This window comes from Fodinibacter luteus, assembly GCF_039541575.1.
GTDB classification, from domain to species: Bacteria; Actinomycetota; Actinomycetes; order Actinomycetales; family Dermatophilaceae; genus Fodinibacter; species Fodinibacter luteus.
In genome coordinates, this window is the sequence record NZ_BAABGM010000015.1 from 256,182 (window position 1) to 282,231 (window position 26,050).

Genomic DNA, 26,050 nt, shown 5'->3' on the forward strand with positions numbered 1-26,050 from the left:
TATCGTGGGATATCACGGACATCAGGAGGGTGCGACGTGCCCGACATCCTCATTCGCAACGTTTCGGCCGAAGACCTCGCCCTGCTCGAGGAGCACGCTTCCCGACTCGGGATCTCCCGCGCGGAGTACGTACGTCGTCAGCTGCACCGCGAGGCCAGGCGGACGGTGGTGCCCGTCACGGCCGACGACCTGCGTGCGATGGCGGACCTTGTGGCTGGCCTCACGGACCGTAACGTCATGGCTGACGCCTGGTCATGATCTCCGCGCACACCTGGCTCGTCGACAAGCTTGCTTGGTTGGGTTCCAGCCCGAACGTGGAGGAGTGGGCAGACCGCGTGTCACGGGCCTCGTGGGGGTCACGACGGACTTCGACCTCATCGCGGAGCTGACCGGGCAGCCCATGGAACGGTTGCGACTCGCGTGACGAGCGCGCCCGGGGCCGGGACGCCCGGCCCCCGCGCTACCCGGCATCCGCGTCGACGGGCTCGGGTCGCTGCCACGGCGGGTCCGCCTCCCCGGGCTGCCTGCTCGGGACGGCGCCGACGCTGAAGACCGCCACGAGCGCCAGCACCGCGAGCACCGCGAGCGCGGCCCGCAGCCCGGCGAGGCGCGACTCGCTGTTCTCCTCGACGATGGCGTCGGCGGTATCCCCGGTGATGCCCGCGTCGGCGAGGGCCGACTCGAGCGCCGAGTCCGGGATGAACTGCACTCCCCCGGCGAGCTGCACCTGGGCCTGCGAGGACAGCGACTGCGGGATGTCCGGGTTGTCCTCGATGCCGGCGAGGAACGACGACGTCAGCGCCGAGATGAGCACCGCCCCGGCGAGCGCCGTGCCGATCGAGGCACCGAGGTTGGTGAAGGTGTTCTGCAGGCCCCCCACCTCGGGGCTCTGCTCGTCGGGCACCGACGACACGGTCACCGCCCCGAGCTGCGAGGCGAGCGCCCCGATCCCGAGACCGGCGAGGAGCAGCGGCACGGTGACGACCTCGGGGCCGGCACCCAGCTCGAGCGCCGCCATGAGGCTCACGATGCCGGCGAGCAGCGCGACGAAGCCGAGCCGGGACACCAGACGAGGCGACGCGCGCGGGAACACCCTGGGGATGCCGACGGCCGCGAGCAGCAACGTCACCGACAGCGGCAGGATCCGCACGCCCGTCTCGATGGCGCTCAGGCCGAGCGCCACCGACAGGTAGAGGGGGACGCAGAAGAACAGGCCGGCCTGGAGGAGGAACTGGAGCATGAACGCGCTCAGACCGCCGCGCAGCTGGGCGTTGCGCAGCATCGCGGGGTCGACGAGCACGGACTGCCCGGTCTGCACCCGCCGCCGCTCCCACACGAGGAAGCCGAAGAGCACGAGGCCGCCGGCGAGCACGAGCCACACGACGGGCGACAGGCCGAACCAGACCGGCGCCGACGGCTTGGGGTTGACGAACCCCCAGGCCCCCGCCCGCAGGATGCCGAAGACGACGAGGCCGAGCCCGAGGGCGGAGAGCCCGGTGCCGACGAGGTCGAGGCGGGCGTCCTCGTCGCGCCCGGCATCCGCGATCCGCCCCGTCATCGCGAGGATCCCGATGACGATGACCACCTCACCGGCGAAGACCCATCGCCACGAGGCGTAGGTCGTCATGAAACCGCCGATGAGCGGACCGGCGGCCACCGCGACGGCGCCCGACGCCGCGACGAGGCCGTACGCGCGGGGCCGTTCGGACCGCTCGAAGTTCGTCGCGACGAGGGCGACGATGGCGGGCATGATGAGCGCCGCGCCGATCCCTTCGAGGAGCGACCAGCCGAGCATGAGCACCGCGAGGTTGGGCGCGAGGGCCGTCGTGAGCGACCCGGCGCCGTAGATGACGCAGCCGATGGAGAACGCCCGCTTGCGGCCGAGGATGCTGCCCACCTTGCCCCCGGTGATCATGAGCGACGCCATGACGAGGGTGTAGAGGGTGATCGCCGTCTGGATGCCGGTCACGTCCGTCCCGACGTCAGCCGCCACGGTCGCGATGGAGACGTTCATGACCGAGCTGTCGAGCGTCATGAGGAACTGCGCGGCCGCGAGGGTGGCCAGCACTCCGGCCGAGGCGGCCGCCGCGGTCGCGGGCGCGCTCGCCCCAGTGGTCGTGCTCATCGGGTTGCCTCCGGTGAAGAGCTCCCGGCCGGGGGCCGGGTGAGGTCTGGTCGCTTCGGTGCTCCCGAGGTTACGACTGACCGGGCTCGGCACTCGCCGGCCCGGGGTCGTCCGAGTGTGCCGGCCAGTGCCGCCGGTACGGCTCCCCCTCGACAGGTGGCTGCCCACCGGCCGGCGGCTGGGCCCCCGCGAGTGGTTCCGACCCAGTGGGCGGGCGCGCGCCGGCGGGCGCGTGCGCGCCGGCGGCCGGGTGCGCCCCCGGGCCGCCGGGTCGCGGCAGCCAGTCGTAGACGACCTTGGTGAAGAGCACGACGTCCTGCACCGAGCGCCGCCTCGGGCTGATGGCGCACCAGAACAGCCCGATCGGGAAGAACACGCAGAACCCGGCCCGGGCCAGCGCCCGCAGCGGGCCGAGGCGGCGCCCGCGCCGACCCGAAACCCGGATGCCCATGATGTGGGCACCGTACGTGCGTCCGAGCAGCCACCAGGCGAGCCAGAGGTAGATGGTGGCGACGAAGAGGCCGGCCGTGAGGCTGACGAGGAGGTTGGTCTGCGGGAAGGTGAACGCGAGCGGGTCGAGGAGGAAGATGACCGCGGCCCACCCGAGGTAGCCGGCGCCGAGGATGACCCCGACGACGACCGCGTCGATGGTGGCGGCGACGACGCGCGTGACGATGCCGGCCGATTCGCCCTGGTAGGGCCGGGCCTCGCGGGGGACGGTGATGTCGGGGCCGGTCACGGGGCACCCCCGGGTGTCTCGCCGGGTGGCACCGTGCCCCCGGGCGGCTCGTGGTGACGACGGCGGCGCAGCAGCGCCCGGTCGACGACCCGGCTCAAGGCGTCGTCGGCCGAGATGCCCGTCATCCGCACGCCGCGCACCGTCTCGGAGGCCATCGAGCCGGTCGAGTCGCGGATGATGGCCGGCAGGTCGACGACGTCGAGCACCTCCTCGACGAGCCCGACGATGTCGATGCGGTCGATGACCCTGTCGAGGTCGGCGCGGGCGACGACGGCGTCGACGTCCAGCTTGGCAGCCACCGCATCGAGGTCGACCCGGTCCAGCACCGCCTCGATGTCCACCCGCCGCACCGCGGCATCCAGGTCCGCCCGCGCCACCACGGCATCCACGTCCAGCTTGGCCGCCACCGCATCCAGGTCCACCCGGTCCAGCACCGCCTCGATGTCCACCCGCGCCACCGCGGCATCCAGGTCCGCCCGCGCCACCACGGCATCCACGTCCAGCTTGGCAGCCACCGCATCCAGGTCCACCCGGTCCAGCACCGCCTCGATGTCCACCCGCGCCACCGCAGCATCCAGGTCCGCCCGCGCCACCACGGCATCCACGTCGAGACCCGCGGCGATGGCGTCGAGGTCGACCCGGTCGATGACGGCGTCGATGTCGACCCGGGCGACCGCGGCGTCGAGGTCGACTCCGGCGACGAGCCGGTCGAGGTCGACGTGGTCCTCGACGAGGCGGGTGAGGTCGACCCGCTCGAGGACGGCCTCGACGAGCGCCGGCGCCCATGCGTCGAGCAGCACCTCGACCCGGCGGCGCATGACCACCTGCTCGGCGCGCCCCGCCCGGGCCGCCTCGGCGACGAGGTTCCCGGGGTGCAGCCGCCTCGGCACGAGCGGCGGGTGCCAGAGCAGCCGGGTCACGGGCGCGGTCACGCGGTGCGCGGCGCGCGCGGCGACGACGGCCGCGGCGACGCTCATCCCGGCGACCCCGATCGTGGCGTCGACGACCACCTGGGCCTCGGGCGACAGGCTGGGCAGCGGAACGGCAGCCCTCGTCTTCGCCAGCTCCGTCGCCATGATCGAACCCGTCCGTCGGTGACCGTTTCCGGCACGGTACCCGCGAACCGCGCGCACGGGATCGCCTCACACGGGTGAGGCTCCGGTGCGCAGCTGCGCACCGGGGCCTCGGCTCACGACCGGCTCAGCGCCGGCCGTGGCACATCTTGAACTTCTTGCCCGAGCCGCAGGGGCACGGCGCGTTGCGCGGGGTGCCCGACATCTGGGTGTCGGTGAGGGTCGCCCCGGATGCCGGGGAGCCCTCGTCACGCTCGTCGACCCCGCCGGTCTCGCTCGGCGCGGTGTAGTGCAGCCGGCCGGTGCGCGGTCGGCCGACGCCGACGCCCGACACCTCGACCTTGCGCGGGTGCTCGGCGCCGCCGGCACGAGGCCCGGCGGCGGCCAGCGCCGCAGCGCCCGCACCGACGCGGGCCGGCTCGCCACGCGAGGGCGGCGCGGCAGCCGGAGCCGCGGGAGCCGGAGCAGGCGCCGCCCCAGCAGGGGCCGCCGCAGCAGGAGCCGTCTCCGCCTCGGCGGCCGCGGCCTTCGCAGCGGGCGCCCCCGCGATCGCCCCGAGCATCTCCGACACGTGCACCGGCTCGACCGCGGGCGCGGCCTGGGCCGGCTGGTCGACCTGGACGTCGACGTGGAAGAGCAGCCCGACCGACTCCTCCTTGACGGCCTCGTTCATCGTCGTCCACAGGGCGAAGCCCTCGCGCTGGTACTCGACGAGCGGGTCGCGCTGGGCCATCGCGCGCAGGCCGATGCCCTCCTGGAGGTAGTCCATCTCGTAGAGGTGCTCGCGCCACTTGCGGTCGAGCACCGAGAGCATGACCCGCCGCTCGACCTCGCGCATGACCTCCGAGCCGAGGGCCTTCTCGCGCTCGTCGTAGGCGTGGTGCGCGTCGGAGAGGATCTCCTCCTTGAGCCTGTCCTTCGTCAGCCCGCTCATGCCGCCCGCGGCCTCGGCGAGCTCGCCATGGTCGAGCGAGATCGGGTAGAGCGCGCGCAGCGCGGTCCACAGCCGCTCGAGGTTCCAGTCCTCGGGGAAGCCCTCGCTCGTCTCGGCGTCGACGTAGCCCTCGATGACGTCGTTGACGAAGAAGCGCAGCTGCTCGTGGAGGTCCTCGCCCTCGAGGACGCGCCGGCGCTCCTGGTAGATGACGGTGCGCTGGCGGTTGAGGACGTCGTCGTACTTGAGGACGTTCTTGCGGATCTCGAAGTTCTGCGCCTCGACCTGGGCCTGCGCCGACTGGATCGAGCGCGAGACGAGCTTGGACTCGATCGGCTGGTCGTCGTCGAGCTTGGCGGTCGTCATGACCCGGTCGACGAGCCCGGCGTTGAACAGCCGCATGAGGTGGTCCTCGAGCGAGAGGTAGAACCGCGACTCGCCCGGGTCACCCTGGCGGCCCGACCGGCCACGCAGCTGGTTGTCGATGCGGCGCGACTCGTGCCGCTCGGTGCCGAGGACGTACAGGCCGCCGAGCGCGGTGACCTCGTCGTGCTCGGTCGCCACGGCCGCCTCGGCCGTCGCGAGCGCCTCGTCCCACGCCGCCTCGTACTCCTCGGGCGTCTCGTGCGGGTCGAGCCCGCGCTCCTTGAGCGCGGCGACCGCGCGGAACTCGGGGTTGCCGCCGAGCATGATGTCGGTGCCTCGGCCGGCCATGTTCGTGGCGACGGTCACGCCGCCGCGGCGCCCGGCTTCCGCGACGATGGCCGCCTCGCGCTCGTGGTGCTTGGCGTTGAGCACCTCGTGGCGCACCCCGTGCCGGCGCAGCTGCTCGGACAGGTACTCCGACTTCTCGACCGAGACGGTGCCGACGAGCACCGGCTGGCCCTTCTCGTGGCGACCGACGATGTCGTCGACGACGGCCTTGTACTTCGCCTCCTCGGTGCGGTAGACGAGGTCGGCCTCGTCGGCGCGGATCATCGGCTGGTTCGTCGGGATCGGCACGACGCCGAGGTCGTAGATCGAGTTGAGCTCGGAGGCCTCGGTCATCGCCGTGCCGGTCATGCCCGAGAGCTTGTCGTACATGCGGAAGTAGTTCTGGAGGGTGATCGTCGCGAGCGTCTGGTTCTCGTTCTTGATCTCCACCCCCTCCTTGGCCTCGATGGCCTGGTGCATGCCCTCGTTGTAGCGCCGGCCCGCGAGCATGCGGCCGGTGTGCTCGTCGACGATGAGCACCTCGCCGTTCATGACGACGTAGTCCTTGTCGCGGTGGAACAGCTCCTTGGCCTTGATCGCGTTGTTGAGGTAGCCGATGAGCGGGGTGTTGGCCGACTCGTAGAGGTTGTCGATGCCGAGGTGGTCCTCGACCTTCTCGATGCCGCTCTCGAGCACGCCGACGGTGCGCTTCTTCTCGTCGACCTCGTAGTCGCCGCGGCCGGACTCCATCTCGCCGCGCTCGAGGCGGGCGGCGACCTTCGCGAACTCGACGTACCACTTCGCGGGGGCGTCGGCGGGGCCGGAGATGATGAGCGGCGTGCGGGCCTCGTCGATGAGGATCGAGTCGACCTCGTCGACGATGGCGAAGTGGTGCTCGCGCTGCACGAGCTCCTCGACCGACCACGCCATGTTGTCGCGCAGGTAGTCGAAGCCGAACTCGTTGTTCGTGCCGTAGGTGATGTCCTTCGCATACTCCGCGCGGCGCTGCTCGGGCGTCATCGAGGAGAGGATGCAGCCGGTCTCGAGCCCGAGGAAGCGGTGGACGCGGCCCATGAGCTCGGACTGGTACTCGGCGAGGTAGTCGTTGACGGTCACGACGTGCACGCCCTTGCCCGTGAGGGCGTTGAGGTACGACGGCAGGGTCGCGACGAGGGTCTTGCCCTCACCGGTCTTCATCTCGGCGACGTTGCCCATGTGCAGCGCGGCGCCGCCCATGATCTGCACGTCGAAGTGCCGCTTGCCCAGGGTGCGCTTGCTCGCCTCGCGGACGGCCGCGAACGCCTCGGGCAGGATGTCGTCGAGGGTCTCGCCGTCGGCGAGGCGCTTCTTGAAGACGTCGGTCTCGGCGCGCAGCTCGGCATCCGTCAGCTTCTCGAAGTCCTCCTCGATGGCGTTGACCTGGGCCGCGAGGTTGTCGAGCTTCTTGAGGATGCGCCCCTCACCGGCGCGCAACAGCTTCTCGACGATCTTCACGAGTGGGGCTCCCTTGGCGTGACTGCGTGGTGGTCGATCGAGGCCGCCCACCGGACCTGCCTAGGGTAGTCGAGCCTCGGGCGGCCCACCGACGAGGCGGCGAGGCGGTGGCGGGCACCGCGTGGGTCACCACCGGGGCAACGAGGCGCCCGGCGGGGTGAGTTCCCCCGCGGGCCGCGCAGGTGGTTCAGTGAGGGGCATGTCTGGGATGCCGTTTCCCGCCTGCGTGCCCGAGCTCACCGACGGGGTGGTCCGGTTGCGGGCCCACCGCCCGGAGGATGCCGCGCGGATCGTCGAGCAGTCGACCGACCCCGACAGCCTGCGGTGGACGACGGTGCCGCGCCCCTACGGCCTCGACGAGGCGCACGCCTTCCTCAAGCTCATCGAGGACGGCTGGTCGGCCGACGACGGGGTGCGCTACTGGGCCGTCACCGACGCCGACGACCCCGACAGCCGCTACGTCGGCACGGTCGACCTGCGCCCACGCGGCGGTGGCGCGGCGGAGACCGGCTTCGGGCTGCACCCCGAGGGCCGGGGCCAGGGGCTCATGGCGGGGGCGCTGCGGCTCGCGGCGCGCTGGTGGTTCGGCGAGGGCGGGGTGCGGGTGCACTGGTCGGCGACGCGGGGGAACTTCGCCTCGTGGCGGGTCGCGTGGTCGTGCGGCTTCACCCACCACGGCACCCTCCCCCAGCTGCTCCCGGACCCCGAGGGCGGGGCGGCCGTCGACGTGTGGCGGGCCAGCCTCGGGGTCGACGACGTCATGGAGGCACGGACCCCGTGGGCGGACCCGCCGCTGCTCACGACCGACGAGGCGGACGGCATCCTGCTGCGCCCTTGGCGCGACGCCGACCTCGAGCACCTCGAGGCGCGTGACCAGCCCGCGCACCACATGCCGGCGCGGGGCGTGCTCGACGCCGACACCTTCCCCGAGTGGCTGCTCGCGCGCCGCGAGCGGATGTCGCTCGGCGTCATGCTCAGCTGGTGCGTCGCCGACGCCGCGACGGATGCCGCCCTCGGCGAGGTGCTCGTGTTCGTCACCGAGGGCACGCTCGACGACGACACCGCCGAGCTCGGCTACCAGGTGCTGCCGAGCGCACGGGGCCGGGGGGTGGCGACAGCCGCGGCACGGGTGGTCGTCGAGCACGCGTTCGTCCCACGAGCCGACGGTGGGCTCGGGATGCGGCGGCTCGTCGCGCAGACGGCCGACGACAACGTCGCGAGCAACGTCGTGCTCGACCGGCTCGGGTTCACGATCTGGGGTCGCGAGACCGCGGCCGACGTCCTGCCGGACGGCCGCGCCGTCGACGCCCTCCACTGGGAGCTCCTCCGCGATTGATCCTCCCCAGCTCTCCGACTTCGTGCGAGTTACCCGCGGTTCCTCGCCGTGCGGGCCTCAGAAGCCGTCGGCAAGTCGCACGAGGTCGGATGCCGGGGAGCTGGGTCAGCCCCCCGACCCGCCTCCGGTGGTCCTGCGACTTCTTGCAGATCACCCACGCGGTGGGGCCCGAAAGAGGGGCTCCCGCGTGGGTGATGTGCAAGGAGTCGGGTCAGGGGGTGACGGTGGGGAGGTCGAGCCAGGTGGCGAGGAGGGCCAGCTCGTCGTCGAGCTCGCGCTGGTCGTCCTCACCGCCACGGCTGGGTTCCCACGTGCACCGGCGCACCCGCAGCACCCCGGCTGCACGGTCGGCCTTGAGGTCGACCCGGGCCACGAGGTCCTCCCCGAGCAGGAACGGCAGCACGTAGTAGCCGTGCACCCGCTGCTGCTCGGGCACGTAGATCTCGAGCCGGTAGTCGAACCCGAACAGGGCGCGAGTGCGGTCGCGCTGCCAGATGAGCGAGTCGAACGGGGAGAGCAGGGCACGCGCCCGGATGCCGCGCGGCCGCCGGGCGTCGCGGTGCAGGTAGGCGGGGCGTCGCCAGCCCTCGATGGTGGCGGGCAGGAGGGTGCCGGCGGCGACGAGCGAGGCGATCGCCGGCCGGGCCTGCTCGGGCGAGAGGCGGAAGTAGTCGCGCAGGCACTGCTCGGTGCCGACGCCGTGCGCCCGAGCCGCGATCTCGACGAGCCGGCGGAACGCCTCGGGCTCGTCGGGCCGAGCGTCGGGCGCGAGCGCTTCTGCCCGGTAGCGCGGGGGCAGCACCCGGGCGGGCACGGCGTAGCGGCGCTCGAACTGGGCCGTGCGCCCGGCGCTCGAGAGCTCGCCGGACCAGAAGAGGTGCTCGAGGGCGTTCTTGACGAACGACCAGTTCCAGCCCCACTCGTCGCGCTGGCGGGGCAGGTCGTGGGCCAGGGCCGCCTCGACCTCGCGGCTCGTCATCGGCCCTCGGCCGGCGACCTCGGCGAGCACGGCCTCGACGAGCCCCGGGTGGTCGCGCGCGACCCGCTGCATCCCACCCCACGCCTCGGAGCGGGCCCGGCGCATCCGGAAGTCGAGCAGCGGCCACGTCCACGGCGGCACGAGCGAGGCCTCGTGCGCCCAGTACTCGACGACCCGTCGCGGCGCGACGTCGCGCGCCCGGTCGAGCAGGGAGCGGTCGTAGGGGCCGAGCCGCGAGAAGAACGGCAGGTAGTGGCTGCGGCACAGCACGTTGACGCTGTCGATCTGGACGACGCCGACGGTGTCGATGACGCGCTGGAGCTCGCGGGTGCCGGGGGCCTCCGGCCGGGGCCGGGCGAAACCCTGGGCGGCGAGCGCGATCCGTCGGGCCGCCCGGTTCGTCATTCGGACCGGGCTCGCGACTGGGGCCGTTGACGGAACGACCGAGGGCTCGACCGAGCGTGGGGAAGGTCCGGCCGAGGGAGCGTCAGTCATCCGTCGGGAGCAGGTGCTGGCGGTGCGCGTAGACGGCCGCCTCCACCCGCGAGTGCAGGTGCAGCTTCTCGAGGATGTTGCGGACGTGGTTCTTCACGGTGTTCTCGGAGATGACGAGCTGGTCGGCGATCTCGCGGTTGGCCCGGCCCCGGGCCACGAGGCGCAGCACCTCGACCTCGCGGTCGGTGAGCTGGGGGGCGACCCCGATGACCGGCGCCGGGTCCTGGCTGAGCCGGGTGAACTCCTGCAGGAGCGTGGCCGCCATGCCGGGCGGGATGATGGCCTGGCCGTCGTGGACCCGCCGGATCGCGCCCGCGACCTCCTCGCCGGGCAGGTCCTTGAGCAGGTAGCCGCTCGCCCCCGCCTTGATCGCCTCGAACAGGTCGCTCTCGTCGTCGGACATCGTGAGCATGAGGATGCGTGCGGACGGGACCACGGACCGGATGCGGCGGCACGCCTCGATGCCGCCGACACCCGGCATCCGCACGTCCATGAGCACGACATCGGGCTGCATCCGCGAGCAGACCTCGACCGCCTCGTTGCCGTCGCTCGCCTCGCCGACGACCTCAGCGATCCCGTCGAGCTCGACGACGACCCGCATGCCACGGCGGTAGAGGTCGTGGTCGTCGGCGATGACGACGCGCACCGGCGCAGTCGCCGAGTCGACACCAGCGGTCACACCCTCACCTCGCACGGGGACATCGTGGCAGGTCGAAAGGCCGTTGCCCACTCCCGCGCCACGAAGGGGGGTTCAGGAAGCGGCCACCTCGACGCCCTGGACCTCGTCCTGACCGGCGTCGTCGCCGCTCAGGGAGCCGTCGAGGTCGAGGTGCAGCACACCGTAGCTCCAGCCCCGCCGGCGGTAGACGACGCTCGCGCGGTCGGTCTCGCTGTCGTGGAAGAGGTAGAAGTCGTGGCCGACGAGCTCCATCTCGCGCAGGGCGTCGGCGAGGGTCATCGGCCGGGAGCGGTGGACCTTCTCGCGCACCTCGACGGGCGAGTCGTCGAACTGGCCGACGTCGTCGTGGGGCAGGCCCTGCTCGGCCTGCTCGGCCGGGGGGACGATCCGGGCCGTGGCGGCCGCGACCGACTCGGGCGTGCGCCGCCCGCGGTGGACCTGTCGCCGGTCGTTCTGGCGCCTCAACCGCTCCATGAGCTTGTCGATCGCGACATCGAGGGCGGCGTACTTGTCCTCGACGCACGCCTCGGCCCGCACGACGGGACCTTTGGCGTAGCACGTGATCTCGACCTTGTCGCAGACCTTGGCCTGTCGGCGGTTCGGCTCATGACTGACCAGGACCTCGACCCGGCGGGTGCGCGGCTCGAGCTGCGTGATCTTCGCGAGCTTCTCCTCGATGTGCGCCCGGAAACGGTCGGAGACGGTCAGGTGCCGTCCGGTGACGACGATGTCCACGTGATCCTCCTCAAGCATGGGGGGTGTCGGTGCTCAGTGTTGACCCGGCGCCAGGGGCACCACCTCCGGAGGATGGGGGCTCATGCACAGACGCTAGTCGGCGGACCTGTGGGCCACAAGGGCAGGGGTCACCACCTCCGTGTCGTCGCCGCCACAGTCGCCGCGACGACCTGCTCCGCACCCGCCGAGCGCAGTGCACGGGCCGCCTCGGCGAGGGTCGAGCCGGTCGTGACGACGTCGTCGACGAGTACGCACGCGGCCCCCCGGACGGCGTCCCGCCACGCCGGGAGCAGCGTCATCGCACCTGCGAGGTTGGCCGCCCGGGCCTGCCGGTTCAGGTGCGCCTGGTCGGCGACGACGCGCGTGTGCGAGAGCGCCGGCAGCACGACGAGCGCCCCCACCGGGCCGGCCCGCACCGGGCCGATCCGCACCGGGCCGATCCGCACCGGGCCGGTCCTCACCGGGCCGGTCCTCACCGGGCCGGCACCCAGGGCGAGCGACACGGCGTCGCGAGCGAGGTCGGCCACCGGGTCGTCGCCCCGCCGCCGCCGGGACGACCGGGCGGTCGGCAGCGGCACGACCGCAACCCGCTCCCCCAGCACGGCACGTCGCCGCACCCCCGGGTCCGTGGCCACCGCGGTCGCGAGCGCCGTCGCGAGCAGCCGGGCGAGCGCCGGCCGCAGGTCGCGCCGGTCCTCGTCCTTGTACGCCGTGACGGCGAACCGCAACGCCCCCTCGAACCGTGCGGCCGACCAGCACGGCGGCATCCCGGGCGGGGGCGAGCGCAGGCGCACCAGCGCCGGACCGCCGTCGTGGGATGCCGTGCGCAGCCCAGCCGTGCAGGCTCGGCAGAGCGGTGCCCCCACGCCGTGGCACGCGGCGCACCGGGCCGGAAGCACGAGCTCCCCGGCCGCCGCGAGCCCGCGCAGCAGGCGCCCCTGGGACCACCACGCCCCCGTTCCCAGCTCGTCCGCCGTCATGCATCGAGCATCTCCCCAGCGGCCGAGACGAGTCGCGCGCCTCCACCCACCTGTGGATACCAGCGGGCCGACTCGACCCTGTGGACGGCAGCCGCTGCTCAACAGGAGTGCGCGCCTGGACGAGGCTGCGAACGTGGTGACGAGCGGCGGAAGAGCGGGCGGCTGAGCGGCGGTCTTCAGCCACATTCTCGTGAGGTGGGGGGCGGGGGCGGAGGGCGAAGCGGCGAGCGGCGCGCCACGAGGACCGGCGTCAGCCAGCCGCCACAGCCGGCGTCAGCCAGCCGCCCGACAAGGACCGGCGTCAGCCGGCCGCCACGGCGAGGTCGGTCGCCGGCCCGCTGTCGACCCACTGCGAGCCGGCCCGCCCGAACAGCCTCCCCGCGGACGTGACGACCCACATGTCGCGCTCCCCACCGGTCGAGGCGACGGCCACGGCACCCGGCACCGGCCGCAGCCCGCGCACGTCGCCGCCCACGGTGAGCACGACGGGCTGCACCGTCGACCCCTCGAGTACCCCGATCGCCGCCAGGGTGCGGAAGTCGAGCCAGGCCAGGCTCGTCGCGCGCGTCAGCGGCGCCCCGATCCGCAGGGGCGGCGCCAACCGTTCCGGCAGCCCCGCAGCCCCACGAACGACCCCCGCGATGTCGACCCGCGTGTCGGACCCGTCGCCCTTGACCGACAGCACGGCGACCCGGTCGCCGTCCGGCGCGACCCGCGCCTCGAGCACCCGCCGGCCTGCGAGCCACCTCGCCTCGACGGGCGTGGCCGCGGCACCCGGTGCGGCCGGGTCGACCGACGTGTTGACGACCCACACCCGCGGACCCTCAGCCCCTGACCCCACCGCCCCGACCCACAGGAAGCCCCGCTGGTCGTACGAGGGGTTGCCGACGTCCTTGCCCTCGAGCGGCACCTCGTAGCGGTTGGTGCCCCGCCACCGCGAGATGCCGTCGCCGCCGGGGTCGACCCCGGCCAGCTCGCCCCCGTCCGCCGACAGCGCCAGCCGTCGGAAGTCCTGCGGCACCTGCGGGTACGTGCGCGCCCCCGTCGGCTGACGCGGCTCCTGGTCGCCCAGCCCGCTCGGGTCGAAGACGACGACGTCGGCGCCGCGCCGAGCCACCGGGAGCGCCAGCGGCGGGGTGGCCGGCGCGCTGAAGCCCACCTCGGCGAGCGTCCCCGCCGACTCGTCGAGCCCGAGCAGGTTGACCGGCACGCCGTCGACCGACAGCGCGACGCGCGTGACCCCGGCATCCTGGGTGAGCGTGGCGACGAACTGCGCCCACAGGTTCTGGCGGGTCGTCTCGCCCGGCGCGAGCCGGCCGGAGATGAGGTTGACCGTGGCCACCCCGGCGTCGACCGAGACCGCGTCACCGAGCAGGCGTGCGCCCACCGGCACGGCGGTCACCGCCGCACCCGTGAGGTGCTCGGGCAGTGGTGCGATCTGGGCGAGCGCCAGCCGGGTCGCGAGCTTGTCGGCGGGGAACCACCGCACGTCGGGCACGAGGGCGCGCCGGCTCGTGGAGACGTAGTGCACCGAGTGGGGCTGGACGAGGCGGCTCACCTCGGTGCTCGCGATCCACCGGCCGAACCCCTCGGGCAGGGCGGCGATGCGCCACTCGCCGCCGACGCTCTGCAACCCGAACTCCGCGGTCACCGTGCTCCCGGGACGGGCAGCGGTGTAGCGCCCGTCGGCGTCGATGGTGCCCGCGGCCCGGGCCTGGATGCGCACGGTGGCGGGGTCGAGCAGCGTCGCGGTGGGGGGCGCGGCGTCGGCGAGGAGCACGATCGTGCCGTCGGGGTTCCACGCCTCGCTCACCTGCGTCGTCAGGAAGGCCCGGGCGTTGTCGTAGGCCGCGTCGCTCGCGGCGCCGGCGCGCACGAACCCGCGCACGATCGTCTCCTGCTGGGCGCCCGGCACCGGGCCGGGGAAGGTCACCCGCAGGTCGGGCGGGTTGCCGCTGCCGACGTCGAGCCCCTGCTCGACCGGTCCGGCGCTGGAGAGCCCCCCGCACCCGGCGAGGGCGAGGGTGACGAGGAGGGCGAACAGCAGGCCGGATGCCGTCGCGCGCCGCGGGGTGGTCACGTGTCCTCCGTGGGGCTGAGCGGCAGCGGCGAGCCGTGCAGGGCCGTGCCGGCGCGCTGGGGCAGGGTGAGGCGGAACCGCGAGCCAACGCCGCGCTCCCCCCAGGCCTGGAGCCAGCCGTTGTGCAGCCGGGCGTCCTCGAGCGAGATCGACAGCCCCAGCCCGGTGCCGCCCGTCGTGCGGGCCCGCGCCGGGTCGGCCCGCCAGAAGCGGGTGAAGACGTTCGCCGCCTCGCCGGGCCGCAGGCCGACGCCGTGGTCCACGACGACGACGGCGACGGCATCCTCGCCGACCCCGACGTGGACGTCGACGGGGCGTCCCTCGCCGTGCTCGATCGCGTTGACGACGAGGTTGCGCAGGATCCGCTCGACCCGGCGCTCGTCGACCTCGGCCTCGGCCGGCTCGGAAGGCAGGTGGAGGCTGACGACGCTCCCCCGGCGCTCCGCGAGCGGCCGCGTCGCCTCGACGACCCGGGCGAGCGTGCCGCGCAGGTCGACCGGCTCGACGTCGAGCGCCGCGGCGCCGGCGTCGAACCGGCTGATCTCGAGCAGGTCGGCGAGCAGCGCCTCGAAGCGGTCGAGCTCGCCGGCGAGCAGCTCGGCGGAGCGGGCGACCGTGGGGTCGAAGTGGGTGCGCGACTCGTGGATGAGGTCGACGGCCATCCGGATCGTCGTGAGCGGCGTGCGCAGCTCGTGCGAGACGTCGGAGACGAAGCGCTGCTGCACCGCGGACAGGCCCTCGAGCTGGCGGATCTGCGCCTGGAGGCTGTCGGCCATGCCGTTGAACGACGTCGCGAGGAGGGCGAGGTCGTCCTCGCCGCGCGACGGCATCCGCTCGTTGAGCTTGCCTGCCGACAGGCGCTGGGCGACCCCGCTCGCGCGGCGCACCGGGGCGACGACCTGGCGGGTCACGACCCAGGCGACGGCGCCGACGAGGACGGTCAAGGTGAGGCCGGCGATCGCGAACGAGTTGCTGATGAGCCCCATCGTCGCGACCTCCTGCCCCATCGGGTAGATGAAGTAGAGGTCGTACGGCCCGGCGTTCGGCACCTCGACGACGCTGCCGATGATGACCGCCGGCAGGTCCTTGCCGCCGACCGTCACTTCGCTCATCTGGGTCTGCTGACGAGCCGGGGATGCCGCGACGGCCGCCTGCAGCTCGGGGCTGACCTCCGACAGGTCGAGGGGCCCGCTGCGCTCGTCGGCCAGGCCGGCTCGTTGGCCGAGGGCCAGTCCCTCCTCGACGCACTCGTGGCCACCCAAGTGGAGGGTCCGCTTGTGGCCGTCATCGACATCAACATGCCCGACGGCAGCGGGCTGTCCCTCGTGCGGTCGGTGCGCGAGCGCTCGAAGGACGTCGGCCTCGTCGTGCTGACCATGCTCAACGACGACTCGAGCCTGCTCGAGGCGCTGGATGCCGGTGCCTCCGCACTCGTGCGCAAGAGCTCACCGTCCGAACAGGTGATCTCGGCCGTCCGTCGATCGGCGGAGATGCCCCTCGAGTTCTCGGCGAGCGGCCTCGCTGAGGCGATGCGCCGGCGCAGCGAGTCACCGCAGATGACGTTGACGACGCGCGAGACCGAGGTGCTCAAGCTGCTCGTCGAAGGGGCTTCGGTTGCTCAGGTGGGCAAGGCCCTGTTCATGAGCCCGTCGACCGTCAAGACCCACATCGCGAAGATCTACGAGAAACTCGGTGCACACAATCGCGCGAGCGCCGTTATCGCTGCAGTGCGGTTAGGCCTCGTCAGCGGCGACGGCGGGCCTGCAACCTAGAAGCGACTGAAGGCCTCTATCATCCGGATGACACCGGGCCCGATGATGACGATGATCAGTGCGGGGAAGATGCACAAGAGCAGGGGAAAGAGGATCTTGACGGTCACCTTCTGAGCCTGTTCTTCAGCCCGCTGACGCCTGACGACCCGCATCTCCTTTGTCTGTTCGCGCAGCACGGCTGCGATCGGAAGTCCGAGGCGGTCGGCCTGGACGAGCGCGGTGACGAAGTTCTTGACTTCGGGTGCGGTCGTTCGCTCACCGAGCGATGCGAATGCCTCGCCACGGCTCTTCCCGATCTGGATCTCGGAGAGCACTCGGGCGAACTCGCCTGCGATGGGGCCCGTGACTGACCGCGCTACCTGGAGGATGGCGGCGTCGAACCCGAGCCCGGACTCCACACACACGGTGAGCATGTCGAGGGAGTCGGCAAGGCCTTTCTGGATCTCTTGCTGCCGCTTCAACCCTGCGTTGTACAGCAACAGATCCGGCAGGAAGAAGCCGGCCGCACCGGCAGCCGCGGCAAGGAGTACACCGGTGACGTCGAATCCGGCAAGAAGGAGCACGAGTACCACGCCGGTGACGAGCCCCAGCCCCTTGGCCCCCATCATTCGTTCGACGGACCATGCCGGAGGGTTGCCCGCCTTGTCGAGGGAACGTGAGATGCGCGACCCGGTGCCGCTGGGCGAGATGCGCACGGCCATGGCTCGCAGCCTGTCCAGCAGCGGCCCGAGGAGTCGGTCCTGGACAGCGAGTTCGTGCTTGGACACCTCACGCGTGGTAGCTGTCTGTTGGAGAAGTTCCAGCGAACGGGCGACGCCAGTTGACTCGGAAGAGCCGGCAACAGTGGCGAGAACGATCAGCCCGATGGCAATGGCCACGAGGAGCACGGCGATGAAGAGGAGGGGCTCCATGTCAGACCTCGATCTTCACGACTCTGCGCATCCAGAAGATGCCGACGATCAGCGCGAGGATCCCGGCGACGCTCATGAGAATGCCGAGCAGCGTCGTCCACAGCAGGCTGACGTAGTCATAGTTGGAGTAGAGCATCCACAGTGTCATGAGGATCGGCAAGGCGATGAGAATCCAGGCCGAGAGCCGTCCTTCCGCGGAGAGGGCGCGCACCTGGCGTCGGAGCATCTCGCGCTCGCGAAGGGTGGCGGCCGTTGTCCGCAGGGTCTCGGCGAGGTTGCCACCGACCTCCCGCTGGATCCGGATCGCCATCGTCGTCCAGCGCATGTTCTCGCTGTCCATCCGGTCCGACATGTGGTCAAGGGCGTCACTGACGTCGGCCCCAATGCGGGCTTCGGCGAGGGCTCGCGAGAACTCCTTCGAGGCCGGCTCCGGTGCATCCTTGGCCACTCCATCGAGCGCCTGGAGCAGACTGAAGCCGGAACTAAGCGACGTGGCGACGAGCATGAGAACGTCCGGAAGGGTCGCTTCGAAGTTCCGCGCCCTGCGGCGGGCCAGATAACGCAGCATCACGGTCGGCGCCAGAAGTCCGAAGGCCAAGCCGAGCCCTAGACCCAGCCAAGGGACGGACCGAAGGAGCAGGAAGCCCAGCACTGCGCCGACGACTACGGCCAGCAGGCGCAGAACAAACCACTCTCCCGCCCGCCATGGAAGGTCCGCTCGGTCGATGAGCTGCAGCGTTCGCGGCGTCGACTCGCGGCCCGCCATCACTTTGTCGCCCAAATCGACCAGTTGGCCACTGATGACACTCGGCGTGGGCGGTCGCGATTTCAGCGCCGCACCTCGCCCAAAGCCATACGCCTCGATGGCGCTGACCCGTTCCTTGCGCCGCGATCGGAAGACGGGCCCCATGAAGGCAACCATGAGGAAGAACAGGCCCACCGTGACGATGGCCACCGCTGGCCAGAGGCGGCTCGGAGAGAATGCGGTGAACGCTGCCTCAGCAGGGGGGGGTGCGGCCACCGCGCTAGGCGACGGCGATGCACTCGTAACGGGAGCCGTGTCACCCATATCGATGCTTGCCGCTGCCTCGAACGGCTGCCCACCTGCCGTACCAGTGACGACGAGGTCCTGCTTGCCATTCACCCCGGCGGGTCGCTTGATGTCCAGCATCGCCTGGGACTCGAGGGCCCGCGCTGCGGCAGCGAATGACGCCGCCACGGCCTTGCGGTCCTCCGCGTTCGCCACCGACCCGCCACCAGCCCTAGCGAACGCCCTAAGCGTGGCGGGCTCGTCCTCTTTGCTCTTGAAGGCGACGACCTCAGCGCGCACTTTGCCCTTCCGGAGTGCTTCGATGGCTGCGGAGCGCTGTTGCTTCGCCCGAGCGGTTCCTCCCTTGTCCTTCTCCACCGTGTCTCCCCCGTCGCTGAGCAGCACGATGCTACGTTCCCCCTCGCTGCCCAGGCCTTCGACGGCGTCTTGGATGGCGGCATACAGAGCGGTCTCGCCGTCGGATCGCAATGCGCTCACGGCCCGGCTGACTTTGGCGTGGTCGGTCGTCGGCGGAACGTCGACCCCGGAGGTGTTGGCGAAAGAGACCATGCCGACCTTGACCTCGTCAGGCACGGTGTCGAGGAACTCACGCACTGCGGCACGCACCGTACCCATTCCAGTGGCGCCCATCGACCCGCTGGTGTCGATGACGAGCATGGTGCTGCGGGGTTGCTCCGCACCGGGCTTGGCCGAGGCGGCAACCTTCCGTCCGCCGAGAGTGACGACGACCGAGGCTGGGTCGATGGGCAGCGGCTTGTCGCCACGAACCACGACGGTGGCGCTGACTGAGGATGATGTCGAGCGAACGTCGCTCAAAGATGCCGGCACGTCATCGGCTGCGCTCGCCGAGGGAAGCCAGACAACCGCCGCTGCAAGCACGGCGCCGAATCCGGCCCTTCGGGACGGCGGGGAGACGGTCATCGGGCCCCGTTCACGAAGAGCGTCGGTGACAGATCGACACCGAGGTCGTGGAGTTCCTCGGCGAACTTGGGCCGAAGGCCGGTGCTCATGAGCTGCCCGCGGAACCGGCCGGACTCATCCCGCCCGGCGTGCCAGTCGAAGAGGAACAGGTCCTGGAGGGTGATGACCTCGCCTTCCATGCCGATGACCTCTGAGATCGCAACGATGCGGCGCGACCCGTCCTTGAGCCTGGCCTGCTGCACGATGAGGTCGAGTGCGCCGGCGACCTGCTCGCGGATCGCCCGCACCGGGAGGTCAACGCCGGCCATGAGCACCATCGTCTCGAGACGGGAGAGCGAGTCGCGAGGGCTATTGGCGTGCACGGTGGTGATCGACCCGTCGTGGCCGGTGTTCATCGCCTGCAACATGTCGAGGGCCGCTCCGTCGCGAACCTCGCCGACGACGATCCGGTCGGGCCGCATGCGAAGGGAGTTCTTCACGAGGTCGCGGATCTCGATCTGGCCGCGCCCCTCGATGTTCGACGGACGCGACTCGAGACGGAGCACGTGCTCCTGGTGCAGCTGGAGCTCGGCCGCGTCCTCGATCGTGATGATCCGCTCGTCCTCGGGCAGGTACGACGAGATGACGTTGAGGGTCGTCGTCTTCCCGGATCCGGTTCCGCCGGAGATGACGATGTTGCGGCGGCCCATGACGCACGCTCGGAGGAAGTCCCGCGCTGAGGGGGTGAAAGTGCCGAACGCGATGAGGTCGGCGTCGGTGAAGGGGTCTTGTGAGAATTTCCGAATCGTGAGCATGGCGCCATCGAGGGCGATCGGCGGGATCACTGCGTTGACACGAGAGCCATCGGGCAGCCGCGCATCGACGAGCGGGCTGGATTCGTCGATACGGCGACCCACCCGGCCCACGATCTTGTCGATGACCCTGCGGAGGTGCGGTTCGTTGGAGAACCGTGCCTCGATCGGATAGATCTTTCCCGCCCGCTCGACGTAGATGTACTCGGGCCCGTTGACCATGATCTCGGTGATCTCCGGGTCGCGGAGCAGTGGCTCGAGTGGTCCGTGGCCGAGGATCTCGTCGGAGACCTCCTGCGCGATCCGGGTGCGGTCCGAGTGCGACAGCGGGGTCTGCTCGGCGTCGATCGTCTCCTGAAGGGTCTGTCGCACTTGCGCCGCGAGCTCGGACTCGGGCAGGTGCGGGTCGTACAGCCGCGGGCCGAGGTTGTCGATGAGCGCCTGGTGCACCCTTCCCTTGACATCGTGGAACGGGTCTTGCTGTCGCTTGCGCGAGCCAAACCGTTCGATGGGGGATACGGGCTCCGGCGGGTGCTGTCCGCGGCGGACGTTGTCGAGGCGGTCGGCGAGGCTCACGATCTCCCCCTGAAGAAGCCCCTGCGCTGCGGTGCTCCGTTGAGTTCCTCTCCGAACCGCCGCCGGATGTGCACGTCACCGAGCTGCCGGATCGCGACGCTGACGCTCCCGCGAGGGTCGTCGAGGACGATCGGCACACCACGGTTGATGGACGAGGGCACGGTGAGCGAGTTGGGGATGCTCACGGAGATCTGTTCCTTGATGGCTGACTCCACGTCCTCTGCGCGAAGGCCCACCTTCGCATCAGCACGGTTGAGCACGATGATCCGAGCATCCCTCGGGCTGCCGAGCATGTCGAGGGTGTCGATGGCGACCCGAAGGTTCTTGACCGCCGGGATGTCGAGGGTCGCCACGAGAACGAGCGCGTCGGAGAGGTCGCACGCGGCGAGCACGTGCTCGGTGAAGGACGGCGGGGTGTCGACGACGACATAGTCGTAGTGCTGCCTCGCCAGCTTGATGAGCTCTACGCTCACGCCCGGAGGGATCCGATCAGCATCGCCGGGATCGTTCGGGGCGCAGACGACGTGGAGGCCGCTGTCCTCGTGGGTCGTGGAGATGGCGGCGATTCCCGCCTCGTCCAGGTGCCCGCTCATCGCCACGGCGTCGAAGATCGACTGCGTCGGCACGAGCTGAAGGCTGATCGCGACGTCACCGAACGCAAGGTCGAGGTCGATGAGCAGCGTCTTCAACCCCGACTTGGCGAGGTGGGTCGCGAGGTTCGTCGCCAACGTCGTCTTCCCCACCCCGCCCTTGGCCGAGAAGATGGTGACGACCTTGCCCTCCTTGGCTGGCGTCCCCATCGAGTGGCCGATGAGTCGTTGAGTAAGATCTCGGCTGCGCCGGAGCGCGTCCACGAGGGCGGTGTGGTCCTCCGACGTGACCACTTCCCGGACCCCGCTGCGCAGGGCCTGTGACAACGCAGTGACGTCCATCCTTCGCCGCATGAGGATGACCCCCATCTCCGGGCGGTCGAGCCGCGCGGCTTCCGCAAGCTCGCAGGCCTCGTCCAGCGCGACGTCCGGCCCGATGATGACCTGTTGGATGCCGACGTTGTCGTGGAGCGCTCTGGCAACCAAGGCAGCAGACGGCAGCGCCTGGGTGTCTGACCCCAACGCGAATCGGTACCGTTCCAGTGCGGTTGGGTCGGTGTCCCAGAGGATGTTCACCGGCCCGCGCTTCCGAGGAGAGTGAGATCGTTGACGTTGAGCTTCGGGTCTACCTTGACCTCGGCTCCTCGGAGACCTGCGTACAGCGTGTAGTTGTTGATGCCGTGGACGAGCCGTGCCGCTTGTTCGGGCGACACCTCCAAGGTGACGAGGAAGCTCGGGGCGTTCTGCTGCTGCTGCGCCTCCTCACCCGGCTCAGCGGCCGGCTGCTGCGGCGGGGTCAGTGAGGCCTCGCCCATGGCGATGACCTTCACGTTGTCAAGGAGGACTGACGTCTCTTGTACGTCCGCGTTGGCGGCCTCCGTCTCGTCGGCGTCGCCTCCTTCCATCATGTCGTGTGTCATGAAGATCGTGAGGTTAGAGCCGGCGGTGACGAACGTGCCTACCCTGGCCGGGTCGGACAGTTGCAGGCTCACAGCCAGCTTCCCGGCACCAACCTGAAGTTTGCGCTCCCCCAAGGGCACTTCACCGAATGCCGCCGCTAGAACGTACAGGCCTGGCGCGATGTCCGTAAGCGCCACGAGCGCGCCATTCGTGTCATCCACGGTTGTCAGAGCCCCGGCGGGCACCGACGCCGCTGCGACCTGCGTCTGGGTGATCTGCTCGAGCCGGACCGCGTCCTTGAGCGTTGTCCCGGCGGGAACGACTGTGTTGGACACGTAGACCGTCGCTGGGCTAGCGGCCTCGACCGCGCGGGCGTCAGCGCCACGTGCGTAGAGCAACACGAGCACCGCCCCGACAAGCGCGATGATGGCAGCAGCGACGATGGCAAGAATACGGCGGCCCATACGAGGAGTCCTTTAGTAATATCGAATGACTTGCATGTGGGGATGCGTTCTCTCGCCAGATCAGCCAGCAGGCACAACGACTGTGGGGCCACGAGGGGTGCTACCCGTGCCTATCGTTCCAGTCGGCACCACCGGACCGGTGAACCACCCCCATAGGCAGTCGCCCTTGCCGCAGGGAGACCCCCCGTAAACAGCCTTTGTCTTGGGTTGGGCCGACGGGATATCGTTATAGCCAGCCAGGAAGAAGGCGGAGACGCCGTCAACCACGTAACCAGTCGCTTTGCCCTGACTGTCTACGTTCACTTTGGTCATGATCGGCACCCAGACCTGAGTACCCAGGTAATTGCTGAGCTCATCCTTCTTGCAACCCTTTGGCGCTGAGGCGCCATTATCACCGATGAGGATCGTCCCCGTTGCGTCGAAAACGGCCGTACAGGTATCGCTCTTGCTGACGCCGTCGCAGAGAGGCGATGGATACCCCTGCTTCTCGCAGGTCTGAACCCATCCGAACCCCCCCGAATAGAACTTGCCAGGATTGTTGCTGGCGAGACACTTGGTGGCATTATCTTCAGTGGGCTTCTCGCTCGAATCCAAGTGAGCATAAATCGCAGTCACCTTGCCGGGGGAAATCTGCGGGAGGAGAGTACTCGAAGTGCCGGGTGGGGGGTCGTAGGGCGGGCTGGGCGCGAACCCGTCAATAGTCGCCTTGACCCAATCACACTCCGCGAAGACGATGGGAAGCGTGGGGATGCTACGCCCAACCTGACCCCACGCCGCCCGGGCGCAGGCGGCCACGCGAGTGCTGCTTGCCCCCGCAGCCGAGCCGAAGAGGTTGTTAATCAAGGCATCCGATGGGGTGCTGGTGTTGACCTCCACAAAGGGCAGACCAGCGAAAGTGTCGGGAATGGGCGGACACTCGGTGAACTCGGGAATGCTGCCGGGTGGGCAGGGGTCGCCGGGGACGCCTGTGCCGCAAATAGACGTGACCTCGTGTGAGTTGTCGGTCGCATTCGCGTCAACGAGGCCCTGCAGATCGGCGATGGTTTCACATGCGCCTTTGGCGCACGATGCTGCGAGCGCTAGCGCGCCAGCATCTGCCCCGTTCTGCAGCTCTCGTCGTTCGATCATTCCTCTACCCACGTCGACGGAGATAGCAGCGAAACCCATGAAGACGAAGGCCATGAGGACCACCACAATCGTGGCGGTCGCCCCGCGCTCGCTTCGTAGACTGGGTGAACCCGATCGCATCATGCTATCCTCCGCATCTCATAGTTGCCGTCGCGGACGGCTGCGGCGGGGCGAGGCCGGTGAATCCCAACATCACCCAATCGAAGTCCGTGGCAGAAACCGTCACTTGAGCCACACCGCCGGGGGCGCACGCCGGGCCAGGATTGAACTGAGCCGGACTCTCGTCGTTGACGAGTTCGGTGAACATCGGCATGGACGCGACGGCACGGGCTTCTGCGTTCACCGCCGACTGCCCCATGGCCACCATGCGAGCACCCTCACGGGCGGCGTTCGTCAGCATGATCTGGCCGAAAAGCAGGCGACCCATGTCGATGATCCCTGCGATCAGCAGGATGAGCAGCGGGAACAGGATCGCGAACTCGACGGCCGCGGCGCCACGCTCCCTCCAGCCAACCTGCTCCTTCACCGCGGTCCCTTCATCACTTCCGTTGTCCAGCAGCCCTGAGGCGACACCAAGGCGCGACCAAGAACTCGTCAAGGAACAGTAAACACCGTCCGGGCGCGTCGCCGTTAACGCACCCGGTGTGGCGAACGCGACCCGACCTGGTCTGTTGCGGTAGATCGCCACCCCGTGCGTTCGCAGACCCGCCACCTCAGCAGATGGACCACGGGCGCTTCAGACGTAGCTTGCCGCCGCAGCGAAGATGCCCAAGAGCTGTGCCCCCAGGGTGGCGATGAGGCCCATGACCACAGCCGCGATGAGAGCCACCAGCAGACCGTACTCAACGGCGGTTGCCCCATTTTCGGACGTCAGCTTGGCCCGCATCGTACCTGGCCGCAAATTGCACCTCCCGTTCAAGGCCGGGACCGGACGTCGAATGCATCGACGCCCGGCCCCGAGTTCCGCGCGTCAGAGCTTGTTGACGACAGTCTCGAAGGCGGTGTTGATCTGGCCTCCGAGGATGGCGACCGTACCCACGATGACGGCCGCGATAAGGGCCACCAGGAGGCCGTACTCGACGGCGGTCGCACCCTCCTCGCTGCGGAGCCTGGTCTGGAGCTTGACGAGTGCCTTGGTCATTGAGGTGCCTTCCGGGGCGTGACAACTTGGTCGCTTGCGCTTGCAAGTGTCGCAGAACGGTTGAGGCCACGACATGGGCCGATGGTTCGCTCTCGAACGGACGAAGAGATGAGGGCCCTCCACCGTTCGGCCGATGGCAAGCCTGCCGTCAGCCGGGAAGCTGCAAGACGACCAGGCGCCCAGTGTTGTGAGTCACACGCCATCCCACCTCCTCAAACGCGGAACTGCAGGTGACGTCGACCACAACGACGTCATACACGCCCGTGGGTATTCGGCATCCATCGAGGAAGTCGAGGAACTCTCGCTGCGTCCCTCGCTGGAAGGCGTCGATGGGGTTTGACGCCCATACCGTCAGTCCCGCTGCGGCGAAAGTCTCTGCGTCCGGCTCTTTGGCGAGAACCACCGGGTCTGGCCCGCCTCGCTCCACGATCACGGACACCACCTCGGCGCCCGGAGGCCTCAGCGCGCACTCGCGAGCCGCCAGTTGAAGCAACACCGCCGCTGCAGTCACACCGGCTAGGGCCACGGCGAGCACCGTGTGCGGACGCCCAGGTGCAGACCCTGGGGCGCCCTCACGCGCCCCTCCAACAGCCGCCAGCGGTGCCAGGAACAGGATGAGCCAGACGCCGTGGCGAGCAGCCGACACCGTCCCGGCCGTGAGGCAGAGCGCCACCGCCCACTCCCACACAGTCAGCCGGCGGGCGGCGAGAAGGAGCAGCAAGGTGGCGACGAGGATCATGGCTACGTCGAGTGGGTTCGACAGGCTCGGAGGGGCCCAGAGACCCACGCGTTGGACCGCTGCCTCGTTGCTAAGTGCGCTCAGGTAGTAGCCGGGCGTGTCTAGACCCGCGGGAGTCAGGACAAGGGCCAGTAAGCTCACAGCCCCTGCTCCAGCCCTGCGAATCGCAGGGACACCGCGTCCAAGCAGGGCATACACCCCGAGCACTGCAAGGCCCACCAAGACCCCCCCGTGAAGGTTGCCCCAGAGGATCATCAGCGGTGGTACGGCCCACACCAGATAGCTGGACCGTCCGGCATCCGCGAGCCGGATCAAGAGAAGGAGGACGACGAACGGCAGTAGTGAGATCGCCGGGTACCGGATGACCACGAAAGCGCTCGACGCCCCGATCACCACGAGGCTGAGAGTCAAAGCACTGCGAGCCTCTCGCGCACCCATTCGCCGGGCCTCCACCAGAAGGATGACAAGCACGGTTGCTACCAAGATGAGGTGGATAGCCGGAAGGGCCAGGTCCCCCCTTCCGGCCACCAGCGAGGATGTCACCTGCGCGAGGACAACCGGGTTGGCCCAGTGCTGCTGCGGGGCGGTCGCAAAGGGGATCCCGTCAGGAACCATGCCTTCCCGCCGAATGTGATCTCCCATGGCAACTACCCACATGAGGTCGGCGCCGATGACGAGGAAGGTAGAAATGAGCACCACCCATCCGGCCACCACCAACTCACCC

General features: G+C 70.1%; 23 protein-coding genes and 1 pseudogene. 3 read left to right on the forward strand and 21 right to left on the reverse strand.

The annotated features are described in order from the left end of the window. Nucleotides 1-36 precede the first annotated feature (36 nt). The gene (vapB, locus tag ABD899_RS13015; RefSeq protein WP_345206663.1) at nt 37-258 is read left to right on the forward strand and encodes a type II toxin-antitoxin system VapB family antitoxin; all 222 of its coding nucleotides are present in this window, start codon (nt 37-39) and stop codon (nt 256-258) included. 202 nt (nt 259-460) lie between these two features. Here vapB and ABD899_RS13020 read toward each other — a convergent pair whose 3' ends face one another. The 5 genes and pseudogenes from ABD899_RS13020 to secA all read right to left on the reverse strand — a co-directional run. Further along, on the reverse strand, nt 461-2,125 hold the full coding sequence (locus ABD899_RS13020; protein ID WP_345206665.1) for an MFS transporter: 1,665 nt from the start codon (nt 2,123-2,125) through the stop codon (nt 461-463). A 70-nt stretch (nt 2,126-2,195) separates the two neighbouring features. Further along, the gene (locus tag ABD899_RS13025) at nt 2,196-2,864 is read right to left on the reverse strand and encodes an RDD family protein (protein ID WP_345206667.1); all 669 of its coding nucleotides are present in this window, start codon (nt 2,862-2,864) and stop codon (nt 2,196-2,198) included. Further along, on the reverse strand, nt 2,861-3,940 hold the full coding sequence (locus ABD899_RS13030; protein WP_345206669.1) for a hypothetical protein: 1,080 nt from the start codon (nt 3,938-3,940) through the stop codon (nt 2,861-2,863). The genes ABD899_RS13025 and ABD899_RS13030 overlap by 4 nt, the downstream gene beginning before the upstream one ends. A 124-nt stretch (nt 3,941-4,064) precedes the next feature. Then, nucleotides 4,065-4,499: an SEC-C metal-binding domain-containing protein gene (locus tag ABD899_RS18950; RefSeq protein WP_425474968.1), complete on the reverse strand. Its 435-nt coding sequence runs from the start codon at nt 4,497-4,499 to the stop codon at nt 4,065-4,067. Between the two features lie 68 nt (nt 4,500-4,567). Beyond that, nucleotides 4,568-7,058, reverse strand: a pseudogene (gene secA, locus ABD899_RS13035) (preprotein translocase subunit SecA); the annotation flags it as partial. 199 nt (nt 7,059-7,257) lie between these two features. On the opposite strand from secA, the gene ABD899_RS13040 reads away from it, so the two are divergent. After that, nucleotides 7,258-8,394 (forward strand): GNAT family N-acetyltransferase, encoded by a 1,137-nt coding sequence (locus ABD899_RS13040; protein ID WP_345206673.1) that lies wholly within the window; start codon nt 7,258-7,260, stop codon nt 8,392-8,394. Nucleotides 8,395-8,605: 211 nt separating this feature from the next. Here the strand turns inward: ABD899_RS13040 and ABD899_RS13045 are convergent, their stop codons facing one another. The 6 genes from ABD899_RS13045 to mtrB form a co-directional block, all read right to left on the reverse strand. After that, the gene (locus ABD899_RS13045; RefSeq protein ID WP_345206675.1) at nt 8,606-9,778 is read right to left on the reverse strand and encodes a winged helix-turn-helix domain-containing protein; all 1,173 of its coding nucleotides are present in this window, start codon (nt 9,776-9,778) and stop codon (nt 8,606-8,608) included. An 82-nt stretch (nt 9,779-9,860) separates the two neighbouring features. Continuing rightward, the gene (locus ABD899_RS13050) at nt 9,861-10,562 is read right to left on the reverse strand and encodes a response regulator (RefSeq protein WP_345206677.1); all 702 of its coding nucleotides are present in this window, start codon (nt 10,560-10,562) and stop codon (nt 9,861-9,863) included. Between the two features lie 57 nt (nt 10,563-10,619). After that, a complete protein-coding gene (hpf, locus tag ABD899_RS13055) occupies nt 10,620-11,282 on the reverse strand; it encodes a ribosome hibernation-promoting factor, HPF/YfiA family (RefSeq protein WP_345206679.1) in 663 nt (220 codons plus the stop codon). A 128-nt stretch (nt 11,283-11,410) separates the two neighbouring features. Further along, nucleotides 11,411-12,262: a ComF family protein gene (locus ABD899_RS13060; RefSeq protein ID WP_345206681.1), complete on the reverse strand. Its 852-nt coding sequence runs from the start codon at nt 12,260-12,262 to the stop codon at nt 11,411-11,413. A 301-nt stretch (nt 12,263-12,563) separates the two neighbouring features. Then, complete coding sequence (locus tag ABD899_RS13065; protein ID WP_345206683.1) at nt 12,564-14,342, reverse strand: LpqB family beta-propeller domain-containing protein; 1,779 nt, start codon at nt 14,340-14,342, stop codon at nt 12,564-12,566. Further along, the gene (gene mtrB / locus ABD899_RS13070; RefSeq protein WP_345206686.1) at nt 14,339-15,604 is read right to left on the reverse strand and encodes an MtrAB system histidine kinase MtrB; all 1,266 of its coding nucleotides are present in this window, start codon (nt 15,602-15,604) and stop codon (nt 14,339-14,341) included. Before mtrB ends, ABD899_RS13065 begins: the two co-directional genes overlap by 4 nt. Before the next feature lie 15 nt (nt 15,605-15,619). Between mtrB and ABD899_RS13075 the strand changes: the two genes are divergently transcribed. Then, a complete protein-coding gene (locus ABD899_RS13075) occupies nt 15,620-16,114 on the forward strand; it encodes a LuxR C-terminal-related transcriptional regulator (protein ID WP_345206688.1) in 495 nt (164 codons plus the stop codon). On the opposite strand, the gene ABD899_RS13080 is transcribed toward ABD899_RS13075, so the two are convergent. The 10 genes from ABD899_RS13080 to ABD899_RS13125 form a co-directional block, all read right to left on the reverse strand. Continuing rightward, nucleotides 16,111-17,025 carry a type II secretion system F family protein gene (locus tag ABD899_RS13080; protein WP_345206690.1) on the reverse strand — a complete coding sequence of 305 codons (915 nt, stop codon included), beginning with the start codon at nt 17,023-17,025 and terminating at the stop codon, nt 16,111-16,113. The genes ABD899_RS13075 and ABD899_RS13080 overlap by 4 nt on opposite strands. Before the next feature lies 1 nt (nt 17,026). Beyond that, a complete protein-coding gene (locus tag ABD899_RS13085; RefSeq protein ID WP_345206692.1) occupies nt 17,027-18,997 on the reverse strand; it encodes a type II secretion system F family protein in 1,971 nt (656 codons plus the stop codon). Then, nucleotides 18,994-20,364, reverse strand: coding sequence for a TadA family conjugal transfer-associated ATPase (locus ABD899_RS13090; protein WP_345206694.1), 1,371 nt, complete (start codon nt 20,362-20,364; stop codon nt 18,994-18,996). Before ABD899_RS13090 ends, ABD899_RS13085 begins: the two co-directional genes overlap by 4 nt. Continuing rightward, the gene (locus tag ABD899_RS13095) at nt 20,361-21,440 is read right to left on the reverse strand and encodes a CpaE/TadZ family protein (protein WP_345206696.1); all 1,080 of its coding nucleotides are present in this window, start codon (nt 21,438-21,440) and stop codon (nt 20,361-20,363) included. The genes ABD899_RS13090 and ABD899_RS13095 overlap by 4 nt, the downstream gene beginning before the upstream one ends. Before the next feature lie 86 nt (nt 21,441-21,526). Beyond that, nucleotides 21,527-22,318 (reverse strand): Flp pilus assembly protein CpaB, encoded by a 792-nt coding sequence (gene cpaB, locus ABD899_RS13100; RefSeq protein ID WP_345206698.1) that lies wholly within the window; start codon nt 22,316-22,318, stop codon nt 21,527-21,529. A gap of 60 nt (nt 22,319-22,378) precedes the next feature. Next, nucleotides 22,379-23,569 carry a pilus assembly protein TadG-related protein gene (locus ABD899_RS13105; protein WP_345206701.1) on the reverse strand — a complete coding sequence of 397 codons (1,191 nt, stop codon included), beginning with the start codon at nt 23,567-23,569 and terminating at the stop codon, nt 22,379-22,381. Between the two features lies 1 nt (nt 23,570). After that, entirely contained in the window at nt 23,571-23,972 is a 402-nt protein-coding gene (locus ABD899_RS13110) for a TadE/TadG family type IV pilus assembly protein (protein WP_345206703.1), read from the reverse strand. Between the two features lie 210 nt (nt 23,973-24,182). Continuing rightward, nucleotides 24,183-24,332, reverse strand: coding sequence for a Flp family type IVb pilin (locus ABD899_RS13115; protein WP_345206705.1), 150 nt, complete (start codon nt 24,330-24,332; stop codon nt 24,183-24,185). An 84-nt stretch (nt 24,333-24,416) separates the two neighbouring features. Then, entirely contained in the window at nt 24,417-24,587 is a 171-nt protein-coding gene (locus ABD899_RS13120; protein ID WP_345206707.1) for a Flp family type IVb pilin, read from the reverse strand. Nucleotides 24,588-24,735: 148 nt separating this feature from the next. Further along, nucleotides 24,736-26,040, reverse strand: coding sequence for a hypothetical protein (locus ABD899_RS13125; RefSeq protein WP_345206709.1), 1,305 nt, complete (start codon nt 26,038-26,040; stop codon nt 24,736-24,738). Between the last annotated feature and the right edge of the window lie 10 nt (nt 26,041-26,050).